The sequence below is a fragment of the Tahibacter soli genome (assembly GCF_025717065.2).
Classification (GTDB): Bacteria; Pseudomonadota; Gammaproteobacteria; order Xanthomonadales; family Rhodanobacteraceae; genus Tahibacter; species Tahibacter soli.
The window spans coordinates 983,958-1,005,070 of record NZ_JAOVZO020000003.1; the positions used below are offsets into that span (position 1 = coordinate 983,958).

Consider the following 21,113-nt stretch of genomic DNA (forward strand, 5'->3'; position numbering starts at 1 on the left):
TCCCTAGTCGTATTGCAAAGCGGTGGGCGATCCTAAACGGGAACCGACCCTCCCGCCCATGGCTAAAGTCCCATCCGTATGCCCGAAATGCGCGGTCCGGCTGCACGATCGGGCGCCCGTGTACCAGGATCGCCTCGTTCAGCCCGCTACAATCGGGTGATCGCCGGTGGGGCGGCTAACGGGGGAGTCAGGATGCCTATCGTCCACGCGGGGCGCCTCTTGGCGCTCGGTCTCGTCGTATCGCTCGCCGCGCCGGCGGTGGCGCAGGAGGCCGGCGACGGCGGCCTGAGCCCGCTGATGCAGCGTTTTGCCGACGCGCGGCCGAAGCAGCCGCGCGCGCTGGCGCCGCGCCACGCGACGCCGTGCGTCAACGGCATGGCCGGCGAATATCCGTGCTCGAACATCGATCTGCTGGCTTTCGTGCCGGTGGCGGAGTTCGCCGCGAGCAGCACGAACAGCCTGTGGGGCTGGACCGACGCGCAGTCGGGCATCGAATACGCGCTGGTCGGCGCGAACAACGGCACGGCGTTCTACGACCTGTCGCAGCCGTCGCATCCGCGCTACCTCGGCAAGCTGCCGACGCATACCGGCAATTCGCTCTGGCGCGACGTGCGCGTGTACGACAACAAGGCCTACGTCGTCAGCGACAACAACGGTTCGCACGGCCTGCAGGTGTTCGACCTGACGCGCCTGCGCGGCGTGACCACGCCGCAGACCTTCACCGAAGACGCCCACCGCAACGACTTCGGCCGCGGCCATACGATCGCGATCAACGAGGACACCGGCTACGCCTACGTCGCCGGCAGCAACACCTGCGCTGCGCCCACCGCGACGGGCGGCCTGCGCATGTACAAGCTCACGGGCGCGGGCGCGCCGTCGTTCGCCGGCTGCGTCACGACCGGCGGCTATACGCACGAGACGCAATGCTTCACGTATCACGGCCCCGACACCGCGCACGCCGGCAAGGAGGTGTGCCTCAACGCGAACGGTCCGACCGACCGTTTCGCGATCGTCGACGTGACGAACAAGTCGGCGCCGGTCACGCTGTCGTCGACCGCCTACGCCGGCGCGGGCTATCCGCACCAGGCGTGGTTCACCGACGATTTCAAATACGCGCTGCTCAACGACGAACTCGACGAAACCTCGTTCGGCCACAACGCGCAGACGCTCGTGTTCGACGTGAGCGACCTCGACGCGCCGACGCTCGTCGGCCGCTTCGATCACGGCAAGCCGGTGATCGACCACAATCTCTACGTGCACGGTCAATATGTGTACGAATCGAACTACGAATCAGGCCTGCGGATCCTGCGCCTGGGCAATCTCTCGCAGGCCGAGCTGACCGAAGTGGCGTACTTCGACGTCTATCCGCAGAGCGATCAGGCGGAGTTCAACGGCAACTGGAACAATTACCGTTTTCCCGGCAGCGGCAACGTCATCGCGACCGGCATCGACGAAGGCTTCTTCGTGCTCGAGCCGCGGCTGTGCACGCCGCCGGTCGCGCCCGCGGGCGTCACGGCGACCGCGAACGGCGACCAGCGCATCGACCTCGCGTGGACCGGTTCGCCCGGCGCGCTGTGGCGCGTCGAACGCGCGCAGGGCGGTTGCGGCGGCACGTTCCGCACGCTGGCCGACTCGGTCGCCGCGACGTCGTATTCCGACACGAGCGCGTCGGGCAGCGTGACGTACGGCTATCGCGTGGTCGAACGCGACGCGAGCGGGCGCTGCGCGTCGGTCGCGTCGACGTGCGTCGAGGCGCAGACGACCGGCCAGTGCACCGCGCCGCCGGTGTTCGGCGGCCTCGCGCAGGCGACCACGCCGTTCACGAGCGCGTGCCGCATCGATCTTTCGTGGAACGACGCCGCGCCCGCGTGCGGCGGGCCGGCGACCTATGCGGTGCATCGTTCGTCGACACCGGGTTTCGCGCCGTCGGCGGCGAATCTCGTCGCGACCGGTTTCAACGACGCGGGCTATGCCGACAGCGCGGTGCCGAGCGGCCAGACGCAGTACTACGTCGTGCGCGCGATCGACGAGACGAACGACGCGCACGACGCGAACACGGTCGAGCTGTCGGCGAAGGCGCTCGGACCGAACGTCGACGGCGCGATGACGTCGGGTGCCGAGCCGGGCGATCCGCCGTTCGACAGTGCGACATCGTCGCTCGTCGGCAATGTCGAAACGCCGGCGGCCGTCCGGCATGCCGGCTGGCATACGTCGATGTCGCGCGTGCATGCCGGCGCGCAGAGCTTCTGGTCGACCTCGGCGAACAACCTGTGCGTGTCGCTCGTGACGCAGCCGATCGAACTGACGGCGGGGCAGAGTTCGGAGCTGTCGTTCTGGAGCGTGTGGGACATTCCGCCGGGCGCCGACGGTGGCGTGGTCGAAGCATCGACCGACAACGGCACGACGTGGACGCGGCTGACGCCGGTCGGCGGTTATCCGGGCAGCATCACGAGCGGCGGCGCGCTGTGCGGCATCGCGCAGGGGTCGGCCGCGTACGCGGGGCTCGGACAGTTTTCGTGGACGCAGCACCGCGTCGATCTGGCGGCTTATGCCGGGCAGACGGTGCAGTTGCGCTGGTTGTATCGGACGGATGCCGCTACCGCGGGGAACGGGTGGTACGTCGACGACGTTGCGGTGACGCATGCGCAGGTGGCGGGGGCTTGTGCCAGTGGGGTGGATCTCATTTTTGAGGATGATTTCGATCTCTGAGTTTTTCTCGTTGTTGCTTTTTGCTCGTCACCCCAGCGAACGCTGGGGTCCAGCTCTTGACGTTGCATTTCGCTTTGTAGTTTTCGTCTCGCTTTAGACAAAGCGTTCCGCTCGCTGCCGCGAGCGGGCAGGGAGAGATTGCTTGCCCAATCCCTCCCTGCACCCTCCAAGAGCACCCCGACGGCCGCGGTTTGCGGGCATCCCTGCCCGCAAACTTCGCGAGATCGCTCCGGGGTTCGTTGAAGGGCCATCCATGGCCCTGCAACGAACTCGCGCGCTTCCTGCGCGCGACCCTGCGGGCTGATCCTCCGCAATCTCGCCGCGACCGACGGGGCCCCGGGTACAGCGGGCGGCTTCCTGCCGCCAGAAGCAAAGGCAACGGCAACGGCCAAAAGCGCGGCGCTTCTACAGAGCCGTCATACCGGCGAAGGCCGGACTGCGTAGGCATGGATGCCGAAGCGAACATTCGCGCAGCGAATGGGCCGAAGGCCGAGCCGTGGATGCGGCGAGTCATCCCGCTTTTTTGCGCAAAGTAAACACGTAGACACCGGGCTGCGCCGCGCAAAGCCCTCTCCCCCAAGCTCCGCTTGGGGGAGAGGGTTGGGTGAGGGGGCGACGCTTCGGTCTTCGTTGTCGTTTCGTCCGGCGAGAAGCCAAAGCTCGCGGCGTCGAACGCAATACAAAGCTCGCTGCGGTCGTCTCAGCCTAGCACCGTGCTCAGGCCGTCAAGGACTGCGCAAGTTCGATAAAACCGAATCCTTGACGGCCTTCCGCGCGGTGCTCTCTGAAAGTCGCCCACAGCGACCAATCGCTTCAAGGGCAGAGCGCGAACGGCGCGGCGGTAACCACGCCGTTCGCTACCACAAACCACCTCGATGGAGTGGCTCATGGACAAGCGCAAGCATACGTCATCCAACTCTTCCACAAAGCAAATCCGCATCGGTACGGCCCACTACCCGGCCGTCGACGCCGTGCATCTCCCCCGCGAAGTCCCCCAGATTCGCCTCTGCGGCATCTGGCTCATCAACGCCGGCTTCCTGCCCGGCGACCTCGTCACCATTCGCGTCACCTCCGGCCGTCTCGTGATCACCCGCGCCTGACGCCATCAACGCGGAAGCCTCGCTCGTCGAGGCTTCCGTTCGTTGGAACAACAAAACGTTGCCTCTGAAACCGCCGCACCATCGTTTCTCCCGCCGGCCCGAATGCTTACGCTCCTCGCCGATGAACGCGACGACACCGCTACGCGGCCTATGGCGCGCCTGGGTCTTGCTGGCCGCGCTCCTGGCCGGCTGCGCCGACGACGCCGGCAGGAAGATCGTGCTCATCGGCGGTCCGCACAGCGAAGCCGCCGGCCGCCACGAGTACGTCGCCGGCATCGGCGCGCTGAAATCTCTGCTCGAAACCGTGCCGGAAGGCCAGCATGCGCGGATCGTCGCGTTCGCGGACGGCTGGCCTGCATCGCCGGAAGCGCTCGACGATGCCGCCACGATCGTTTTCTATTTCGACGGCCTCGACAAGCATCCCCTGACCGACCCGTCTCATCACCGACAGTTCGAATCGCTAATGCGCCGCGGTGTCGGACTGGTCGCTCTGCATCAGGCATCGACCGTGCCGCAGGATGCGTCCATCGACCTCCTGCCGTCGCTCGGCGCCGAGCGCCGCGGCCTGTTCGACCGCACGACCGAAACGGCCGCGCTGACCGTCGACGCATCGCATCCGGTCGGTCGCGGCGTCGCCGAGTTCACGTATCGCGACGAGTTCTATCCCACGCTGCGATTCGCCGAGCACGGCGTGGCGCCCGTCCTGCGCGCCACGCTGCATCCGCAGTACCGCGACGGCGCCGGCGTCGTCGACGACCGGGCCGAAACGCGCACCGTCGCCTGGGCCTACGAGCGACCGCAAGGCGGCCGTTCGTTCGGCTACAGCGGCGGGCACTACCTCGCCGCGTTCGACGAGCCGATGCTGCGCAAGACGCTGATCAATGCGATCTTCTGGACCGCCGGCATTGACATTCCGCGCGACGGCGTTGTTTTGAAAAAAATCGACGTTCCACAATCGACGACCGCCGCGAGCGACATGCGGCCGCGAACGGCAACCGCCGACGTGACGACGTTCCATGCCGACCGCCGGCGCAGCGGCTGGCATTCGCAGACGACGGCGCTGACGCCCGCGCGCGTCGCCGGCGATGCGTTCGGCCTGCTGTGGGAGTCGCCGCAACTCGACAGCGTCGACGGCCAGGCGCCGCGCCTGTACGCATCGCCGCTCTATCTCGATCGCGTACGCATCGCCGACGGCCAGCATCGCGGAGAAACGTTCTCGGCCGTGTTCGCCGCGAGCAACAACGGCTACGTCTATGCGATCAACGCGACCAAGGCCGGCGACGTCGTTCCCGGCCGCATCTTGTGGCGCACGCGGCTGGCAGCGCCGTGCCGGTTGCAGCCGGCGCCGCTCGATGCCGTTCCCACCGGCGTGCTCGCCACGCCGATCATCGATATCGCGCGGCAGCGGATCTACGTCACTCACTGCGACCCGCAGAACGGCTGGCAGGCGTACGCGCTCGACCTCGGCAGCGGCAAGGTCGTCGACGGCTGGCCCATGCGCCTGGACGAGGCGCGCCTCAACGCGGTCAACCGCAATGCCGGGCCGTCGCCGGTCGCGCCGACGCGGCGCTACGATTTTCGCGTGCAGCGCGGCGCGCTGAACCTGAGCCCCGACGGCACGCGTCTGTACGCCACGTTCGGCGAAACCGAGACCGGCTGGCTCGTCTCGATCGACACCGTGGCCGCGAAGGTCGCCAGCGCGTTTACCGCCGTGGCGATGCCGCATCGCGGCAGCGGCGGCATCTGGGGCGCGGGCGGTCCGGCCGTCGACGCGCAGGGCCACGTCTACGTCGTCACCGGCAGCGGCTACGAAGGCTATGTCGACCAGCCCGCGGACTGGACGCAGTCCGTGCTGAAGCTGTCCGACGTGCCGACCGACGGATTGACGCTGAAAGGCACCTATACACCTTTCAACTATTGCATCGCGGCAAAGATGGATATAGATCTGGGGTCGGGCGGCGCCTCGCTGCTCGCCGATCTCGATCCGGCGCTGACCGGCACGCCGCGGCTGATGGTCGTGGGCGGCAAGCAGGGCAACGCGTATCTGCTCGATCGCGAGCGGCTGCCCGGCGCGCTCGACCGCAGGCCCGCGTGCGGCACCGACGCCGCGAGCGACGCCTCGCTGCTCGCACCGACGCGTCAGCCGCAGTTTCCGGGGCGCGGTCCGTTGAACGTGTTCGGGCCGTATTCGGAGCGCGACGCCGCGATGGACATCGCGCGCGCAAGGTCGGTGCCGGCGTCGTATCGCGACGCCGCCGGCGGCGTCTACGTGTACCTGACCGGCAACACTCGGCGCGCGGAGGGCAGCGCCGACGCCGTTCCGCCGTCGCTCGTGAAACTCGACGTCGTCGCCAAGAAAGACGAGCCGGCGTATCTGCGCATCGATCGCCGGCAGATGGACGTCGTGTTCGGCAACCCGGGCTCGCCAGTGATCTCGAGCCGCGGCGGCGACGATGCGATCGTGTGGGTGCTCGACGAGAACGCGCGCCGGTCCGCGCTGCTTTCGGGACCCGACGCGCCGTCGCCGGTGCTCTACGCGTTCGACGCCGTAACCTTGAAGCCGCTGTGGCACAGCGCGCCCGGCCAGTTGCACACGAGCGGCAAGTACAACGAACCGGCGTTCGCCGGCGATGCCGTCGTCGTCGGCACCGATCGCATCCAGGCCTTCGGTTCGGGAGGCCGGATGCCCGCATCGATCGCGCGAACCGATACCGCTACCGCCCAAGCCGCACCGGCGGTCGCGGACTCCGGGCTCGACGGTGCGACTATGTACAAACAACGCTGCGCCGCATGCCACGATCACCCGCAAGGCAATATTCCGCCGCGGGCGCTGATCGCGAGCCGGTCGCGCGAAAGCGTCGTCGATACGTTGACCCGCGGCGCGATGCGCGCGCAAGCGGCGGGACTGAGCGCGAACGACATCGGCGCGATCGCCGATCACGTAAAGCGGGGCGATCGCTAGATCTTCCAGTACCACCGGCGACGATCCGCCCACGCGGCGAGACTCCACCACAACGCCGTAAACGCCACCGCCCACGCGGCCGACGGCACGTACGGCCCGAACAGCGGCGTCATCGGTTCGGCGAACAGCGTGCGATACAGCCATCGGTCAAGGCCGAGCCACGCGAGCACGCAGACCATCAGCCACGCACCGGCATACGCGCCGATCGCGTTCACGCCGAACGCGCGGCCGATCGGCGGCCAGCCGCGGCGGTCGATCAGGAGATGCGCGAGCGCCAGCGCGAACAGCGAGAAGCCGCCGGTCCATGCGACGTACGAGGGCGTCCACAGCGCCTTGTTCAGCGGCAGCACGAACGACCAAGCAAGCCCGAGCGCCATTGCCGCGAGGCCGCCGCGAATCAGGAGGTCGACGCGTCCGGCGCGCAGCCATGCACCGGCGCGAACGCCGACGAGCGTCGTCGCGAGCGCGCCGAGCGTGCTCAGGATGCCTTCGGGATCGAATGCGTAGCCGGTCGCCGGATCGAACTGGTAGGCCAGCCGGCCGAGCAGGGCGGTATCGATGCGCGCCGCGAGATTCGTGCGTTCGTCGAAGCCGCCGCCGAACCCGAGCAGCGCCGCGTAGCCGGCGAGCAGCGCGCCGATGACGAGCCATTGCGTGCGCGGTCGCAGATACAGCGCGACGACACCGGCCGCCGCGAAGCACAGGCCGATGCGCTGCAGGACGCCGAACAGGCGGAACGCGCGACCGTCGATCAGGAGCGTGGCCGCCAGATGCAGCGCGAGCCCGAGCGCGACGATGCGCGTGGCGCGAACCAGCGCGACGCGCGCGAGTTCGCCCGCGTCGATACCGGCGTCGCGGCGCGGCACGAGCGCGAGCTGGATCGACACGCCGACGATGAAGAGGAACAGCGGAAAGATGAAGTCGGCCGGGCGGCAGCCGTGCCACGGCGCGTGTTCAAGCGCGGCGTAGACGTGACCCCAGTCGCCGGCGTCGTTGACGAGCAGCATCGCCGCGACGGTGAGGCCGCGCAGCGCATCGACCGATGCGTAGCGCGCAACCGCGCCAGGCAAATTAGAATTGTTCATTAGTGGCTACGATCGCGAGCGACCCTCGCGATCGTAGCCGAAAGCGTGCCGCTTTACGGACGCTTGGGCGACGCGTTCGCCTTGACGTGACCGACGAAGCTCTTGCTGCCGCCGGTACCGGTTCCGCTACGGCCGCCACCGCCGGTGCCGCGCTTGTGCTTGCCCGGATGATGCTTGCCGGCGCCCGGCGCCGCAGCGTTGCCCGCATGGCCGCGACGCGCATGGTTCGGCTTGGCGCCGGACGGCTTGCCCTGGCGCGGACCGCTCGGCGCGCCGAGTTCGGTGCGCACCGGCTGCGACGGCTCGAAGCCCGGCACCATCACCGTTTCGATCTCGCGCTTGAGCAGGCGCAGGATGTCCTGCAGCTGACCCTGTTCGGCGCGACACACGAGCGACAGCGCGAGACCGTCGGCACCCGCGCGGCCGGTGCGGCCGATGCGATGCACGTAGTCGGCCGCGACCATCGGCAGGTCGTAGTTGACGACGACCGGCAACTGGTCGATGTCGAGACCGCGCGCGGCGATGTCGGTCGCGACCAGCACGTTGATGCGGCCTTCCTTGAAGTCCTTCAGCGCACGCTGGCGCGCGCCCTGGCTCTTGTTGCCGTGGATCGCGTCGGCGCGGAAACCGGCCTGCACGAGCTGGCGCGCGAGACGGTCGGAACCGTGCTTGGTGCGGCCGAACACGAGGGTCTGGCGGCGGCTGTCCTGCGCGAGGATGTCGATCAGGAGATCCTTCTTGCGCTCGGCGTCGACCGGATGCACGCGGTGCGTCACGGTGGTGGCGATGCTGTTCTGCGTCGAGATCTGCACTTCGGCCGGATCTTTGAGCATGTCGTTGGCGAGCTTCTTGATGTCGTCGGCGTACGTCGCCGAGAACATGAGGTTCTGGCGCGCCTTCGGCAGCATGCCGAGGATCTTCTTCAGCGCCGGCAGGAAGCCCATGTCGAGCATGCGGTCGGCTTCGTCGAGCACGAGGATTTCGACGCCCGACAGGCTCACGTGACGCGAGTCGAGATGGTCGATCAGGCGGCCCGGCGTCGCGACGAGCACGTCCATGCCGCGGCGCAGCGCCTGGATCTGGCCGCCCATGCCGACGCCGCCGAAGATCGCGGCGCTGGCGAAGCGGATGTGCTTGCCGTAGGCGCGCACGCTGTCGTGCACCTGCACGGCGAGTTCGCGCGTAGGCGTCAGCACGAGCGCGCGCACTTTGCGCGGCGCGTCGTTGGCGCGCTGGCCGTTCGGGTAGAGGCGTTCGAGCAGCGGCAGTGCGAAGGCCGCGGTCTTGCCGGTGCCGGTCTGGGCGCCCGCGCGCAGGTCGCGGCCGGCGAGGACGAGCGGAATCGCTTCGGCCTGGATCGGCGTCGGCGAGGTATAGCCTTGTTCGTTGAGCGCGCGCAGCAGCGGCTGCGACAGCCCGAGGGTGTCGAAAGACATGGTTGGCTCCATAGCGATGTTCCCGAGCGTTCCCATGGCCTTCCGAGGCCGTACATCCGCGCTTCAGGTATAGGTGACGGATAACCGTCGTTCGGCGATGCCGTGTCGTCGCGCGGAGCCGGTGGAGATCGAGTACCGACAGGCGCCGCTCGAGGGCGGCGAGGCAGGAATCCAGGAAGGGAAGGCCGGAGGACTGCGCGAAAACGGGCGGATTGTACGCGATGGCGTACGGAAACGCGAATGGGGAGCTCCCTCTCCCCCAGCGCCGCTGGGGGAGAGGACTGGGGTGAGGAGGCGACGTTTCGCATTTCGTCGAGCGCAACGAAGGTCTCGGCGCCGCCCCCCTCACCCCGGCCCTCCTGCCACATCAAGCTTGGGGGAGAGGGAGAAAAACCGGCGTAACAACGCGCTAGTTCATGGCGCAGAGCCCGCCGAGGCTTCTGCTACGCTACGCGCCCTTCGCACGCCCGGCGTGCCGACGATCCGAGGATTGCAATGGCGTTGACCCCCGCCCGCACGCCCCCCGGCGTGCTCGAACTCCTGCCGCTCGACCAGATCGCGTTTCAGGACATGCTCGACACGATCCGGCGCAATTTCGAGCGCTTCGGGTTTCTGCCGGTCGAAACGCCGGTGTTCGAACTGACCGACATCCTGCTGACCAAGGAAGGCGGCGAAACCGAGCGCCAGGTGTATTTCGTGCAGTCGACCGGCGGCCTGGAAAAAGGCGGCACGCCGGAACTGGCGCTGCGCTTCGACCTCACCGTGCCGCTCGCGCGCTACGTCGCCGAGCACGAGCACGACCTCAATTTCCCGTTCCGCCGCTATCAGATGCAGCGCGTCTACCGCGGCGAGCGCGCGCAGCGCGGGCGGTTCCGCGAGTTCTATCAGTGCGACATCGACGTGATCGGCAAGGATTCGCTGTCGGTGCGCTACGACGCCGAGCTTCCGGCCGTGATCTACAACGTGTTCCGCGACCTGAAAATCGGGCCGTTCACGATCCAGCTCAACAACCGCAAGCTGATGCGCGGCTTCTTCGAAAACCTCGGCGTCGCCGACGGCGAAGCGCAGACGCTGGTTTTGCGAGAAGTGGACAAACTCGACAAGCGCGGCGCCGACTACGTGCGCGACACGCTCACGGGCGAGGCGTTCGGCCTGTCCGCCGACGTCGTGAGGAAGATTCTCGACTTCGTCGCGATCCGTTCGACGAGCCACGCCGACGCGCTCGCGCACCTCGCGGCACTGGGGCAGGGCGGCGACACGTTCAACCAGGGCGTCGCCGAACTGCGCGAAGTGCTCGAGCTGATCCGCGCGTTCGGCGTGCCCGAGGCGTTCTACGCGCTGAACCTGTCGATCGCGCGCGGTCTCGACTACTACACCGGCACCGTCTACGAAACGCATCTCGTCGAGCACCCGCAGATCGGTTCGATCTGTTCGGGCGGCCGCTACGAAAACCTCGCCGGCCACTACACGAAGTCGCACCTGCCGGGCGTTGGCATTTCGATCGGCGCGACGCGCCTGTACTGGCAACTGCGCGAAGCGGGCCTGATCGGCACCGGCACGAGCACGGTCGACGTCATCGTCACGCAGATGGACGAGGCCGAGCTGCCGCGCTACCTCGCGATCGCGAACGAGTTGCGCGCCGCGGGCATCGCGACCGAGGTCGTGCTCGAACCGGGCAAGCTCGCCAGGCAGTTCAAGTACGCGGACCGCGCCGGCATCCGCTTCGCGCTCGTGCTCGGCAGCGACGAGATCGCGCGCGACGCGGTGCAGGTGAAGGATCTGCGCCGGCAGGAACAGTTCGAAGTGCCGCGCGCCGAACTCGTGAAAACCTTGCGCGTCGAACTCGAACAGGCCGCGGCGATGGCCGCGCGCTGACCGAAAAGAAAACAGGATCGGGTCATGCAGCAGACGATAGTTCTCGACGGTTCCTCGCTCACGCGCGCGCAGGTTGCGCAGGTCGCGTACGACGGCGCGCGCATCGCGCTCGCGCCGGAAGGCCTCGCGCGCGTGCAGCGCACGGCCGACTTCCTCGCCGCGAAAGTCGGCGGCGGCGAACCGATCTACGGCGTCACCACGGGCTTCGGCAGCAACGCCGACAAGCTGCTCGGCGCGCACCGCGCGCGCGACGAGCTTGCCGACAAGCCCCCGGCGCACGACGCGACGCTGATGGAAGAGCTGCAGTACAACCTCGTCGTCACGCATGCGGTGTGCGTCGGCAAGCCGTTCGCACCGGAAGTCGTGCGCGCGATGCTCGCGATCCGCGTCAATACGCTGATGCGCGGCCATTCGGGCATTCGCGCCTCGACGCTGCAGGCGCTCGCGTCGCTGCTCAACCACGACGTGATACCGGTGATTCCGGAGAAGGGCTCGGTCGGCGCGAGCGGCGATCTCGCACCGCTGTCGCATCTGGCGATCGTGCTGCTCGGCGGCGGCGAAGCGTTCCTCCGCGGCGAACGCATGCCCGGCGCGCAGGCGCTCGAACGTGCGGGGCTCGCACCGCTGCGCCTGTCGTTCAAGGAAGGCCTCGCGCTCAACAACGGTACGACGCAGATGCTCGCGACCGCGTCGCTGGCGCTGTCGCGCCTCGAAGCGCTGATCGCGACGGCCGATCTCGCCGCCGCGATGACGCTCGACGCGTTCGCCGGCCGCACCGGCGCGCTGCAGGAACAGGTGCACGCGCTGCGACCGCATCCGGGACAAGTGGAAACCGCAAAGAATCTGCGTGCGCTGCTCGACGGATCGACGCTCGCCGACATTCCGTATCACCTCGTGCCGCGGTTCAAGACGTGGCTCGCGTCGTCATGGAGCGAGCCGGAAGACCAGGCGCAGCGCTTCGACCTGTCGTGGGACTACGTGCCGCCGTCGCAGCGCCACGGCAAGGAGTCGTTCTACGCGCGCTTCCTGCCGTTCAAGGGCGGCAAGAAGCACCAGCCGCAGGACGCGTACTGCCTGCGCTGCACGCCGCAGGTGCACGGCGCCGTGCGCGACGCGTGGGCGCAGGCGTGCCGCGTCATCGACATCGAACTGAACGCCGTCACCGACAATCCGCTGATCTTCCCGGACGCGGTCGATCCGAAGGTCATCGAAGACCAGGTGGTGTCGGCGGGGCATTTCCACGGCATGCCGCTCGCGCTCGCGATGAGCTATCTGAAGGCGGCGATCCCGGTGCTCGCGTCGATCTCGGAACGGCGCACGAACAAGCTCGTCGATCCGGCGAACAACGACGGTTTGCCGGCGTTCCTGATCGGCAACGAGGACGCGACCGACTCGGGCTTCATGATCGTGCAGTACACGGCGGCGGCGCTGGTGAACGACCTGGCGACGCGCGCGCATCCGGCGTCGGTGTACTCGATTCCGACGAGCGCGAACGCGGAGGATCACGTGTCGATGGGCGCGAACGAAGCGCGGCACGTGCTGGAAATGGTCGAGGACCTGTCGCACGTGCTGGCGATGGAGCTGTATACCGCGGCGCAGGCGCTGGAATACCGGCAGGACATGCTCAATGCCGCGCGCCGTCTGGCGGCGCGAGGCGACTGGCGTTCGCTCGCGGCGAAGATCGCGGGCGCGCCGGCGCCGGATCATGCTGACTACGCGCAGTTCGCGGAAGAAGTGCGGGGGTTGATGCGCGCGTTGAACGAAGCCGGAGAATTTCGTGCGGGCGCGGCGGTGCGCAAGGCGTTCGACGCGGTGCGTGCGACGGTCGGGTTCATGCAGCGCGATCGGGCGATGGACGGGGATGTCGCGAAGATGTGCGCGCTGGTTGCGTCTGGCGCACTGGTGCGCTGACTTGGGGTGTTGGTTGTCGCTGGTTCTTCGCTCCTCGTCCTTTTGCTCGTCATCCCGGCGCAAGCTGGGGTTGAGATTTCTTATCGCTTTGTAGCTTTTGCCTGGTGTTGAACAAAGCGTTCCGCTCGCTGCCGCGAGCGGGCAGGGAGAGGTTGCTTGCCCAACCCCTCCCTGCACCCTCCAAGGGCACCCCGACGGCCGCGGTTTGCGGGCATCCATGCCCGCAAACTTCGCGAGCTTGCTCCGGGGTTCGTTGAAGGGCCATCCATGGCCCGTCAACGAACTGCGCGCATCCCTGCGCGCACCCGCTGCGCGGGCTGATCCTGCGCAATCTCGCCGTGACCGACGGGGCCCCGGGGTGAAGCGGGCGGCTTCCTGCCGCCAGAGGCAACAGCCGATGCTCGGCGATTCCTTAGCTCGTCATTCCAGCGAGGAGCGAAGCGACAACGGCGCAGCCGGCCCGCAGGGCGAGCGACGAAGTCGCGAGTCAAGCTGGAATCCAGCTTTTCGGGCGTCGAGAACAACAGCAACGGCTCGATCCCAGCTTTCGCTGGGATGACGAGCGTGTGAGCTGCGATGCTTTGGCGGATGCGGTTGCCTCTGGCGGCAGGAAGCCGCCCGCTCTACCCGGGGCCCCATCTGCCGCGAGCAAGCGCCCGGTGATCAGTGTTCCGCGTCAGGTGGATTGAAAGAACCGGGATATAGCGAATGAGACGGGATAGAAAGGGATGAAAGCCGCGAAAAACCTCGCTTTCAGCCGTGTTCCACCGATATCTAAACATATACCGGCGCGACAGGCAGTTTGAGCGCAAATGCCTGCGCGCCGGTCGTGGTGTCACATGGAGTGATTAGAGCGCGGGCGGTGCGTCGATGCCGTATCCGTCGTAGGCCATGCGGTCCATGGTCTCCGCGCACCATTTCGTGAGGCTTTGCAGGCATTCGGTGGAGAGGCCGCCGACGCTTGCGCAACCGGCCAGCGCAACGAACACGTCTACATCGTCCTGTAGTCCATACCGCGATGAGGCTAGCGCGACTTGTTTCACCATCGCTCGGCGGCTCAAGGCTTCTAGCGGGAAACATTCGCCAGCATGGCGAACGACGCTCAGTCGCTGGGGCTCGTACGGTACGTGTGCGGCCTCGGTAATCAGTTTTCGCATCCTTGTGACACGTTCTTCGTTCTGCATCGGCACTACCCTGTTTAGCTGCCGGCAGCACGCGCGAACCGTAAGACTTTGGCTTCGGGAAGCCCCTCTTCCAGTAGCTCATAGATGAGCGTCACCAGCTCCGCGTGCTTAGGCGGCGGCAGGCTCTTGCCCTCTAGAGCCTCCGCCGCGAGCTGGAGCGCCATCGTTAAATCATCCCGTCGCAAGCCCTGCGATTGCTCAGGAGAAGCGGCCTGAGCGATGTCTGCCGCCCACATTGGGCCTTCACCGGTAACCAGCCAAAGCACGGACGCGCCAGTTCCGCGTGCCAGTAGCACGCACCGCTCCCTAGACGGGTCTGCGCCGCCATCAGCCCAGTTTTTAACGGTTGATTCGGGAAATCCACACTTTCTAGCGATCTCTGCGACGCTTCCAACCGCCTTAACTAGCTGCCTCATACGCTCGCTGAACGCGTCAAGGTTCGAACTCGGAACATTGACGCCTCCAGGACTGGCAGCAGGCGCGGTCAATGTTTGATTCAAAGCCTTGTTTTTCTTGGCATTCATGCGAAAACCCGCAAAAAGTGTGGGCGTCGCCAACCTTGACCGCAATATTTGGTTGACATCCGCTAGATAAAGACTAGTATCTAGGCCGTAGATAGACCGCCTATAGACCGTCTACGGAACCAGCCAGCATGCACAACGTTTCCACCCTGACGCCCGCGCAGATCAAGCAAAGGCTGCGCACGCAGGGAATCACCATCACCCAGTGGGCGCAGGATCGCGGGTACGCGCGTCGCGACGTTTACCGGGTACTCAACGGCCAGTTGAAAGCCAATTTCGGCCGCGCTCATCAAATCGCGGTCGACCTCGGATTGAAGCAGTCGGACGCTTCGAGCAAGGGTAGCACCGCCCCCTGCGTCGGCAATACGAAGGCCGGGGCGCACGCATGAACATCGCCATGCTGCCGAGCGGGGCGATTCTATGAGCCGCCGCGACACTCTTACCCACGACCTGTTCGCCGTTCCCCAGGCGGCAGCGCCGTTGCCCGGTTCAATGGACTTTCGCGCGACGCTTAGTCATCTCGTCGGCGAAATGTTCCGCACCGCCGGGATCGACCGCCATTCCATCGCAGCAGATGCGAGCCGGCTGACGGGCCACAACGTCAGTAAATACATGTTGGACGCCTACGCGGCCGAGTCTCGCGAGGAATTCAATCTGCCGCTGTGGGTATTGCCGGCGATCGAAACCGCGTGCGGCTCGCACGACCTGACCAAGTGGCTTGCCGGTGTCCGTGGTGGCCGCCTGCTCGTCGGCGCCGAAGCCCTGGCCGCCGAATTAGGCCGTATCGGACGCCAAAAGCAGGAACTGGCCGATCAAGAGCGCGCCATCAAGGAACAGATGCGGAGGTCGCGCTAATGGCCGACGGCGCAATGAACATTACGCCCGAGGCTTGGTACAGCGCGGCCGAACTCGCGGGCCTTGCTGGCATGCCACAGACACATAGCGCGGTCGTCCGCCTTGCCAAGCGGGAAGGCTGGTCGTCCCGGTCGAATGCCGGCCGAGGCGGCGGCTTGCGCTACGCGATTACCTCGCTGCCGGCGCAGACACAGCGTGAACTGCGCCGGCAGTCAGCACTGTCGGCCGCGAACACAATCACGAGCGAAGCATTCGCGGCCGGCCAATCGCTCGCGCGCCGCTCGGCTATCGCCGACATCGTCGACGAGAAGCAACGCTTGCGTCAGGTCGATGCCGGCGCCGCCAAAGCGGCCGGCCTGTCCGGCAAGTCGCGCGACCGCATGGACGCGAAGCTGTTGTTGCTGATGCAACTCGAACAGTTCGCCGCGACGCACCGCATGGGAATTTGCGCGGCGATCGACACGTTCTGCGCGGCCTATGGAACCGGCGAACTCGCCGTTCCGGCCGGTATTCGTGACGTGATCGGTGCAGACATCTCGGCGCCGACGCTGCGCCGCTGGCGCCGCGCACTGCGCACGCAGGGCGCCGCCGCGCTCGCGGGCAACTACGGCAATCGCGCCGGCAGCGGGACCATCGAAAGCAGCCCCGAACTGCTCGAATTCGTCGTCGGCATGTTGGTCGAGCGTCCGCACATCAACGCCAAGCACGTCGACCGCGGATTGCGCGCGCGCTTTGGCGACAGCGATACCGAACTGCCGAACTTGCGCACGGTGCAGCGTTTCATTTCCTCGTGGAAGGCCAAAAACGCGCAAGCGTTCCTCGCCATCGCCAACCCCGACGCGTGGAAGAACCGCCACATGCTCGCCGTCGGCAGCGCCGACGAAGGCATCGACCGGTTGAACCAGCGTTGGGAGTTCGATTCGACGCCGGCCGACGTGATGCTGATCGACGGCCGTCACACGATCATTGGTGTTATCGACGTGTGGAGCCGCCGCGCGCTGCTCTACGTCGCGAAGGTCAGCAGTTCGGCCGGTGTCTGCCAAGCGATCCGCCGCGCCATCCTGCAATGGGGCGTGCTCGAAACCGCGAAGCTCGACAACGGCCAGGACTACGTCAGCCATCGCGTGCAGCGCGTGTTCGCCGCGCTCGGCGTGAACGTGAATCTGTCGGCGCCGTTCAGTCCGTGGCAGAAACCGCATATCGAACGGTTCTTCCACACGTTCAGCCATGACGTGTTGGAACTGTTGCCGGGCTTCACCGGCCACAACGTCGCCGAGGCGCAGGCGCTGCGTGCGTCGAAGTCGTTTGCCGAACGCCTGCTGACGAAGAACGAAACGGTCGACATCAATCTGACCGCCGCCGAGTTGCAGACCTTTTGCGACCGCTGGTGCCGCGACATCTACGCGACCGAACCGCGCCACGGCTTGAACGGTGCAAGTGTGGTTGAGCGCGTGGCGCAGTGGCGCGGCGAAGTACGCCGCATCAGCGACGAACGTGCGCTTGACCTGCTCTTGGCTGAAGCGCCCGACGGCCACGGCGCGCGCTCGGTCACGAAGAAGGGGCTACGTGTCGACGGCCACTACTACGCGGCGCCCGAACTCGGCGCCCTGGTCGGCGAGCGCGTGCAGGTCATGTATGACGAGCGTGATATCGGCCGGATCGTGGTCTACCACGACGACGCGTTCGTTTGTGTCGCCGAGTGTCCGGAAATCCTCGGCGTGTCGCGTGCCGAAGTCGCCGCCATCGCCAAGGCGCGGCAGCAGGAAGAAATCGCCGCGAAGCGCAAAGCGCTTAAGGGCATCGCGCGCAAGGCGAATGTGCAGGACATCGCGTACGAAATCCTCGACGCCAAGCAGCGCGAGGCGAACAAGGTCGCGATGTTCCCGACGCCGAGCGTTGCGCACCTGACGCCCGCGATCGAAGCCGCGCGCGATGCCGCGCAGGCGCTCGACGCGGTGCCGGCGACCGATGCGATCGGCCCGACGACGCTAGTGCATCTGGAAGCGCTGCGCGATGTCGCGCGCGCCGATCAGGCGCAGGACGAAACGGCCGAGGATCGCTTCCGCCGCGCGCTGACGATCCTGATGCAAGCCGACGATCCGCGCAGCGACATCGAGCGCGCATTCCTGCGCCGGCATATCGACAGTTCCGAGTTCAAAGGCCGCTGGTCCGTGTTCGAGGACTTCGGGCCGTCCGCCTTCCAACTCTCCGATGACTACGCGGTTTTGTTGCCCGACGGCGCCGCGTTTGACCGTCTGCGTCGGGCACGCGCCCAAGGGGAAAACCTGTGAAAAGCAAAATCGTTCCGATCTCCAATGTCGCTCGGCTGTCCGAAGCCGCCACCGCACTCGTCGAGCGTCCCGCCGGCATGCCGGGCATGGGCCTGATCGAAGGCGAAACCGGCTACGGCAAGACGACGGCCGCCGCGTGGCTCATCACGCGCATGAACGGCGTTTACGTGCGTGCGTTGGCGACGTCGACGCCGTCGAGCCTGCTCGACGCGATCTGCAAGGAATTGAACATCCTGCGCCGACCGACGAACGTCGGCACGGTCGAAGCGATCGTGCAGCGTCTGGCCGAAACCCAACGCCCCGTCTTCATCGACGAAGCCGATTACCTCGTTGATCAAAAGCGCCTCGTCGAAACGCTGCGCGACATCCACGACCTCGCCACGGTGCCGGTAATCCTGATCGGCATGGCCGGCATTCGCCGGAAGCTCACGAAATGGCCGCAGTTCACCGGCCGCATCTCGCAGTGGGTCGACTTCACGCCGTCGACGTTCGAAGACGCCAAACTCCTGGCCCGCGAACTGGCCGAAGTGCCGATCGCCGACGACCTCGTGCGTCAGTTGCATACCGCGACGCACGGCTCGGTGCGCCTGATCGTGGTGGGCCTCGCGCGGATCGAACAGTTCGCTCGCTCGCGTGGCCTGGAGCGCATCGCCGCGCTCGACTGGCCGGCGCACGGCGACTTCTTTATCGGCTCGGCGCCGACGCCGAAGACGCGGCCGGCTATCTCGGCGGTGCGCTGATCCATGCCGCGACCGGTCGTCAATCGCTACTTCATTCGCCGGTTGCAGGCGAAGCAAGACAAGCGGACTCGCGTGTGGAACGCAATGCGGATTCTTCGCGACTTCACGGTCGGCGATCTGCTCGCCGTCTGTGAATTGACCAACCGCCAATCGCTGTTGACGTTCTGCAGCCAGTTGCGCCGCGCCGGCTACCTGTTGCAGCGGCGCGGCGACGAACCCCGGCACGAGCAGGCGCGCTACCGGCTGATTCGCAACAGCGGCCCCGCATGTCCCGCGCTGGTCCGCAAAGGAACAGCACTGTTCGACCCCAACACGGAAACGGAACACCCATTGTGCACAACGAAGACGACTGGATAAGCATTCTGCGGATCGCCTGCCAAGCCACATCGCAGGCGACCGTCGCAAAGACCATCGGCTACTCGGCCGCGACCGTCAGTCAGGTACTCAACGGCAGCTATCAAGGCGACACGAAGCGCGTTCAACAAGCCGTTGAAGGCGCGCTGATGGGAATGACCGTGGAGTGTCCCGTCATCGGCGATCTGCGCCGCGATCGTTGCCTCGACTACCAGCGCCAACCCTTCGCCTCGACCAATCCGCTGCGCGTGCAGCTGTCGATCACTTGCCCCGGCTGTAACCACAAACGCGGCGTCGCCTGACGCCCAAGGAGCCTTCATGAACCTCACCACGAATCGCCCGGCGGCATCGACCGCCAACGCTGCCAACGCGCGCATGTATGCCGCGCTCGACCTCGTCGCCGCCGAGCTGTCGCGCATCGGCAATCGCACGACCGTCGTCGCCGTCGAGATCGACGGCGAACGCCCGGTGCTCACTGTCGAGCGCCCGATCGACGTGCCGGGCTCGCACTACATCACCCGCAACGTCGACGGACGCCGCCTGAGCCTGTGGGTCGCCGAGGAAGGCGGCTGCAAGCTCGAATGCGCCGCGACGCAACCCGTCCCGTCCTACGCCGGCCGTCGCTGACGCGATGGACGAAGACGATCTGCCGCCATGGATCGGCGAGCGGTACCGCGACGTACTCGCCGATCTTCAACGCCCATACGACCCCCCCGAAACACCGAAGGATTCGACGCATGACCAATGACACGATTCCCGCCGGCTACCGCACGGACGCGCGCGGCCGGCTCATCCCGGATAGCCAGATCAAATCGATCGACCGCGCGCGCGATGAACTCGTGCACGAACTGGTCGCCGCCGCGCGCGTCGTCAGCGACACGCTCGCGAAGTTCAAAGGCCGGGCGTTCGACGACATCGCCGCGTTCGTCGACATGAGCGCGGCCGAGTACGGCGTGCGCCTCGGCGGCAACAAGGGCAACGTCTCGCTGCTGTCGTTCGACGGCCGCTATCGCGTCCAACGCGCGATGGCCGAGTCGATCGTGTTCGACGAGCGTTTGCAGGCGGCTAAGGCGCTGATTGACGAATGCCTGCGTGACTGGACCGAAGGCGCGCGCAGCGAATTGCGCACGCTGATCAGCGACGCGTTCCGCGTCGATCAGGCGGGCAACATCCGAACGGGCAACGTGCTTGCGCTGCGGCGCATGGACATCACCGATGAACGCTGGCTGCGCGCGATGCAGGCGATCGGCGATGCCGTGCAGGTTGTCGGCTCGAAAGCCTACGTGCGCGTGTACGAGCGCGACGCGAACGGCCAGTACCAGCCGATCGGCCTCGATATCACGGCGGTCTGACCATGGGGAAAGCCGTCTACAGCCGCACGCACGAGCAACGCCGCCGGGAAATCGCGGCGATCCATGCGGGCCGGCGTCAACTTGGGATGGACGACACGACGTATCGGGCAATGCTCGCGCGCGTGTCGGCCGAGCACGGCCCGGCGCTGCGCAGCAGCGGTGAGATGAACGCGCGGCAGCGCCGCGCGGTACTCGACGAGCTGCGCCGGCTCGGCGCCGGCCGAAAGCACGCCGGCAAGCCGCACAACTTCGACGTGCCGCAGATGCCCGACGGCATCGCGAAGGTTGAAGCATTGCTGGCCGATATGAAGCTGTCGTGGGCCTACGCGGATGCGATAGCGCTGCGCATGCACGGCATCGCGAAGCTCGCGTGGGTCCGTGACGAAATGCAGCTTGCGGCGATCATCGCCGCGCTGCACGCGGAGAAGGAAAAGCGCGATCTGAACGCCGCGATCGACGCGTCGTTGCGCGAGCTCGATTGGGCGCCGGAACGCATCGTCGAACTGCTGTCGCCGTTGCGCCCGAATTGGCGCCGGCACCGACCGTCGCTGCGGCTGGTCGCCGAATACCTCGCCACGCAGGTAACCGCGTGTGGCGACGCAGGAGCGCAGCAATGCGCGTGACGTGTCCGTGTTGCGACAACGAGTTCCCGATCGAAGCCGGCTTCATTGAAGGCGACGGCAAGCGCTTCGCGGCGCTCGTCGCCGAGTTAGAACCGGCATTGGGTCGGGCGGTGTG

General features: G+C 66.7%; 18 protein-coding genes. 14 read left to right on the top strand and 4 right to left on the bottom strand.

Translation table 11 applies throughout. The features are described 5' to 3' along the window. The first annotated feature begins 192 nt into the window (after nt 1-192). The 3 genes from OD750_RS06780 to OD750_RS06790 all read left to right on the top strand — a co-directional run bounded on the left by OD750_RS06780 (nt 193) and on the right by OD750_RS06790 (nt 6,771). The gene (locus tag OD750_RS06780; protein WP_263543498.1) at nt 193-2,709 is read left to right on the top strand and encodes a choice-of-anchor B family protein; all 2,517 of its coding nucleotides are present in this window, start codon (nt 193-195) and stop codon (nt 2,707-2,709) included. Between the two features lie 887 nt (nt 2,710-3,596). Beyond that, nucleotides 3,597-3,809, top strand: a complete 213-nt coding sequence (locus OD750_RS06785; RefSeq protein ID WP_263543499.1) for a type I toxin-antitoxin system SymE family toxin — start codon at nt 3,597-3,599, stop codon at nt 3,807-3,809. Between the two features lie 121 nt (nt 3,810-3,930). Continuing rightward, on the top strand, nt 3,931-6,771 hold the full coding sequence (locus OD750_RS06790) for a ThuA domain-containing protein (protein ID WP_263543500.1): 2,841 nt from the start codon (nt 3,931-3,933) through the stop codon (nt 6,769-6,771). Here the strand turns inward: OD750_RS06790 and OD750_RS06795 are convergent. Further along, nucleotides 6,768-7,856 (bottom strand): acyltransferase family protein, encoded by a 1,089-nt coding sequence (locus OD750_RS06795; protein ID WP_263543501.1) that lies wholly within the window; start codon nt 7,854-7,856, stop codon nt 6,768-6,770. The two genes, OD750_RS06790 and OD750_RS06795, sit on opposite strands and share 4 nt — an antisense overlap. A gap of 53 nt (nt 7,857-7,909) precedes the next feature. Continuing rightward, a complete protein-coding gene (locus OD750_RS06800) occupies nt 7,910-9,292 on the bottom strand; it encodes a DEAD/DEAH box helicase (RefSeq protein WP_263543502.1) in 1,383 nt (460 codons plus the stop codon). Between the two features lie 495 nt (nt 9,293-9,787). Between OD750_RS06800 and hisS the strand changes: the two genes are divergently transcribed. Together hisS and OD750_RS06810 are read left to right on the top strand one after the other, a co-directional pair. After that, the gene (gene hisS, locus OD750_RS06805) at nt 9,788-11,167 is read left to right on the top strand and encodes a histidine--tRNA ligase (RefSeq protein WP_263543503.1); all 1,380 of its coding nucleotides are present in this window, start codon (nt 9,788-9,790) and stop codon (nt 11,165-11,167) included. A 24-nt stretch (nt 11,168-11,191) separates the two neighbouring features. Next, nucleotides 11,192-13,078 carry an HAL/PAL/TAL family ammonia-lyase gene (locus OD750_RS06810; RefSeq protein WP_263543504.1) on the top strand — a complete coding sequence of 629 codons (1,887 nt, stop codon included), beginning with the start codon at nt 11,192-11,194 and terminating at the stop codon, nt 13,076-13,078. A gap of 848 nt (nt 13,079-13,926) precedes the next feature. Here OD750_RS06810 and OD750_RS06815 read toward each other — a convergent pair. After that, on the bottom strand, nt 13,927-14,262 hold the full coding sequence (locus OD750_RS06815; protein ID WP_263543505.1) for a hypothetical protein: 336 nt from the start codon (nt 14,260-14,262) through the stop codon (nt 13,927-13,929). 14 nt (nt 14,263-14,276) lie between these two features. Next, nucleotides 14,277-14,786, bottom strand: a complete 510-nt coding sequence (locus OD750_RS06820) for a helix-turn-helix domain containing protein (protein WP_263543506.1) — start codon at nt 14,784-14,786, stop codon at nt 14,277-14,279. 128 nt (nt 14,787-14,914) lie between these two features. Between OD750_RS06820 and OD750_RS06825 the strand changes: the two genes are divergently transcribed. The 9 genes from OD750_RS06825 (at nt 14,915) to OD750_RS06865 (ending at nt 20,998) form a co-directional block, all read left to right on the top strand. Continuing rightward, a complete protein-coding gene (locus OD750_RS06825) occupies nt 14,915-15,172 on the top strand; it encodes a DNA-binding protein (RefSeq protein WP_263543507.1) in 258 nt (85 codons plus the stop codon). Nucleotides 15,173-15,203: 31 nt separating this feature from the next. Then, nucleotides 15,204-15,638: a hypothetical protein gene (locus OD750_RS06830; protein WP_263543508.1), complete on the top strand. Its 435-nt coding sequence runs from the start codon at nt 15,204-15,206 to the stop codon at nt 15,636-15,638. 14 nt (nt 15,639-15,652) lie between these two features. Beyond that, nucleotides 15,653-17,929 carry a Mu transposase C-terminal domain-containing protein gene (locus OD750_RS06835; RefSeq protein ID WP_263543535.1) on the top strand — a complete coding sequence of 759 codons (2,277 nt, stop codon included), beginning with the start codon at nt 15,653-15,655 and terminating at the stop codon, nt 17,927-17,929. Next, nucleotides 17,926-18,669 carry an AAA family ATPase gene (locus tag OD750_RS06840; protein ID WP_263543509.1) on the top strand — a complete coding sequence of 248 codons (744 nt, stop codon included), beginning with the start codon at nt 17,926-17,928 and terminating at the stop codon, nt 18,667-18,669. The genes OD750_RS06835 and OD750_RS06840 overlap by 4 nt, the downstream gene beginning before the upstream one ends. Before the next feature lie 3 nt (nt 18,670-18,672). Beyond that, entirely contained in the window at nt 18,673-19,026 is a 354-nt protein-coding gene (locus OD750_RS06845; RefSeq protein ID WP_263543510.1) for a hypothetical protein, read from the top strand. Further along, nucleotides 19,002-19,325 carry a helix-turn-helix domain-containing protein gene (locus tag OD750_RS06850; protein ID WP_263543511.1) on the top strand — a complete coding sequence of 108 codons (324 nt, stop codon included), beginning with the start codon at nt 19,002-19,004 and terminating at the stop codon, nt 19,323-19,325. The genes OD750_RS06845 and OD750_RS06850 overlap by 25 nt, the downstream gene beginning before the upstream one ends. A 16-nt stretch (nt 19,326-19,341) precedes the next feature. Beyond that, nucleotides 19,342-19,650: a hypothetical protein gene (locus OD750_RS06855; RefSeq protein ID WP_263543512.1), complete on the top strand. Its 309-nt coding sequence runs from the start codon at nt 19,342-19,344 to the stop codon at nt 19,648-19,650. A 110-nt stretch (nt 19,651-19,760) separates the two neighbouring features. Continuing rightward, complete coding sequence (locus OD750_RS06860; protein ID WP_263543513.1) at nt 19,761-20,375, top strand: DUF3164 family protein; 615 nt, start codon at nt 19,761-19,763, stop codon at nt 20,373-20,375. A gap of 2 nt (nt 20,376-20,377) precedes the next feature. Next, nucleotides 20,378-20,998, top strand: coding sequence for a regulatory protein GemA (locus OD750_RS06865; protein WP_263543514.1), 621 nt, complete (start codon nt 20,378-20,380; stop codon nt 20,996-20,998). Nucleotides 20,999-21,113 lie beyond the last annotated feature (115 nt).

Coding starts and splice junctions, on each gene's coding strand:
- OD750_RS06780 (WP_263543498.1), top strand. CDS start 193: ATGCCTATCGTCCACGCGGGGCGCCTCTTGGCGCTCGGTCTCGTCGTA.
- OD750_RS06785 (WP_263543499.1), top strand. CDS start 3,597: ATGGACAAGCGCAAGCATACGTCATCCAACTCTTCCACAAAGCAAATC.
- OD750_RS06790 (WP_263543500.1), top strand. CDS start 3,931: ATGAACGCGACGACACCGCTACGCGGCCTATGGCGCGCCTGGGTCTTG.
- OD750_RS06795 (WP_263543501.1), bottom strand. CDS start 7,856: ATGAACAATTCTAATTTGCCTGGCGCGGTTGCGCGCTACGCATCGGTC.
- OD750_RS06800 (WP_263543502.1), bottom strand. CDS start 9,292: ATGTCTTTCGACACCCTCGGGCTGTCGCAGCCGCTGCTGCGCGCGCTC.
- hisS (WP_263543503.1), top strand. CDS start 9,788: ATGGCGTTGACCCCCGCCCGCACGCCCCCCGGCGTGCTCGAACTCCTG.
- OD750_RS06810 (WP_263543504.1), top strand. CDS start 11,192: ATGCAGCAGACGATAGTTCTCGACGGTTCCTCGCTCACGCGCGCGCAG.
- OD750_RS06815 (WP_263543505.1), bottom strand. CDS start 14,262: ATGCAGAACGAAGAACGTGTCACAAGGATGCGAAAACTGATTACCGAG.
- OD750_RS06820 (WP_263543506.1), bottom strand. CDS start 14,786: ATGAATGCCAAGAAAAACAAGGCTTTGAATCAAACATTGACCGCGCCT.
- OD750_RS06825 (WP_263543507.1), top strand. CDS start 14,915: ATGCACAACGTTTCCACCCTGACGCCCGCGCAGATCAAGCAAAGGCTG.
- OD750_RS06830 (WP_263543508.1), top strand. CDS start 15,204: ATGAGCCGCCGCGACACTCTTACCCACGACCTGTTCGCCGTTCCCCAG.
- OD750_RS06835 (WP_263543535.1), top strand. CDS start 15,653: ATGAACATTACGCCCGAGGCTTGGTACAGCGCGGCCGAACTCGCGGGC.
- OD750_RS06845 (WP_263543510.1), top strand. CDS start 18,673: ATGCCGCGACCGGTCGTCAATCGCTACTTCATTCGCCGGTTGCAGGCG.
- OD750_RS06855 (WP_263543512.1), top strand. CDS start 19,342: ATGAACCTCACCACGAATCGCCCGGCGGCATCGACCGCCAACGCTGCC.
- OD750_RS06860 (WP_263543513.1), top strand. CDS start 19,761: ATGACCAATGACACGATTCCCGCCGGCTACCGCACGGACGCGCGCGGC.
- OD750_RS06865 (WP_263543514.1), top strand. CDS start 20,378: ATGGGGAAAGCCGTCTACAGCCGCACGCACGAGCAACGCCGCCGGGAA.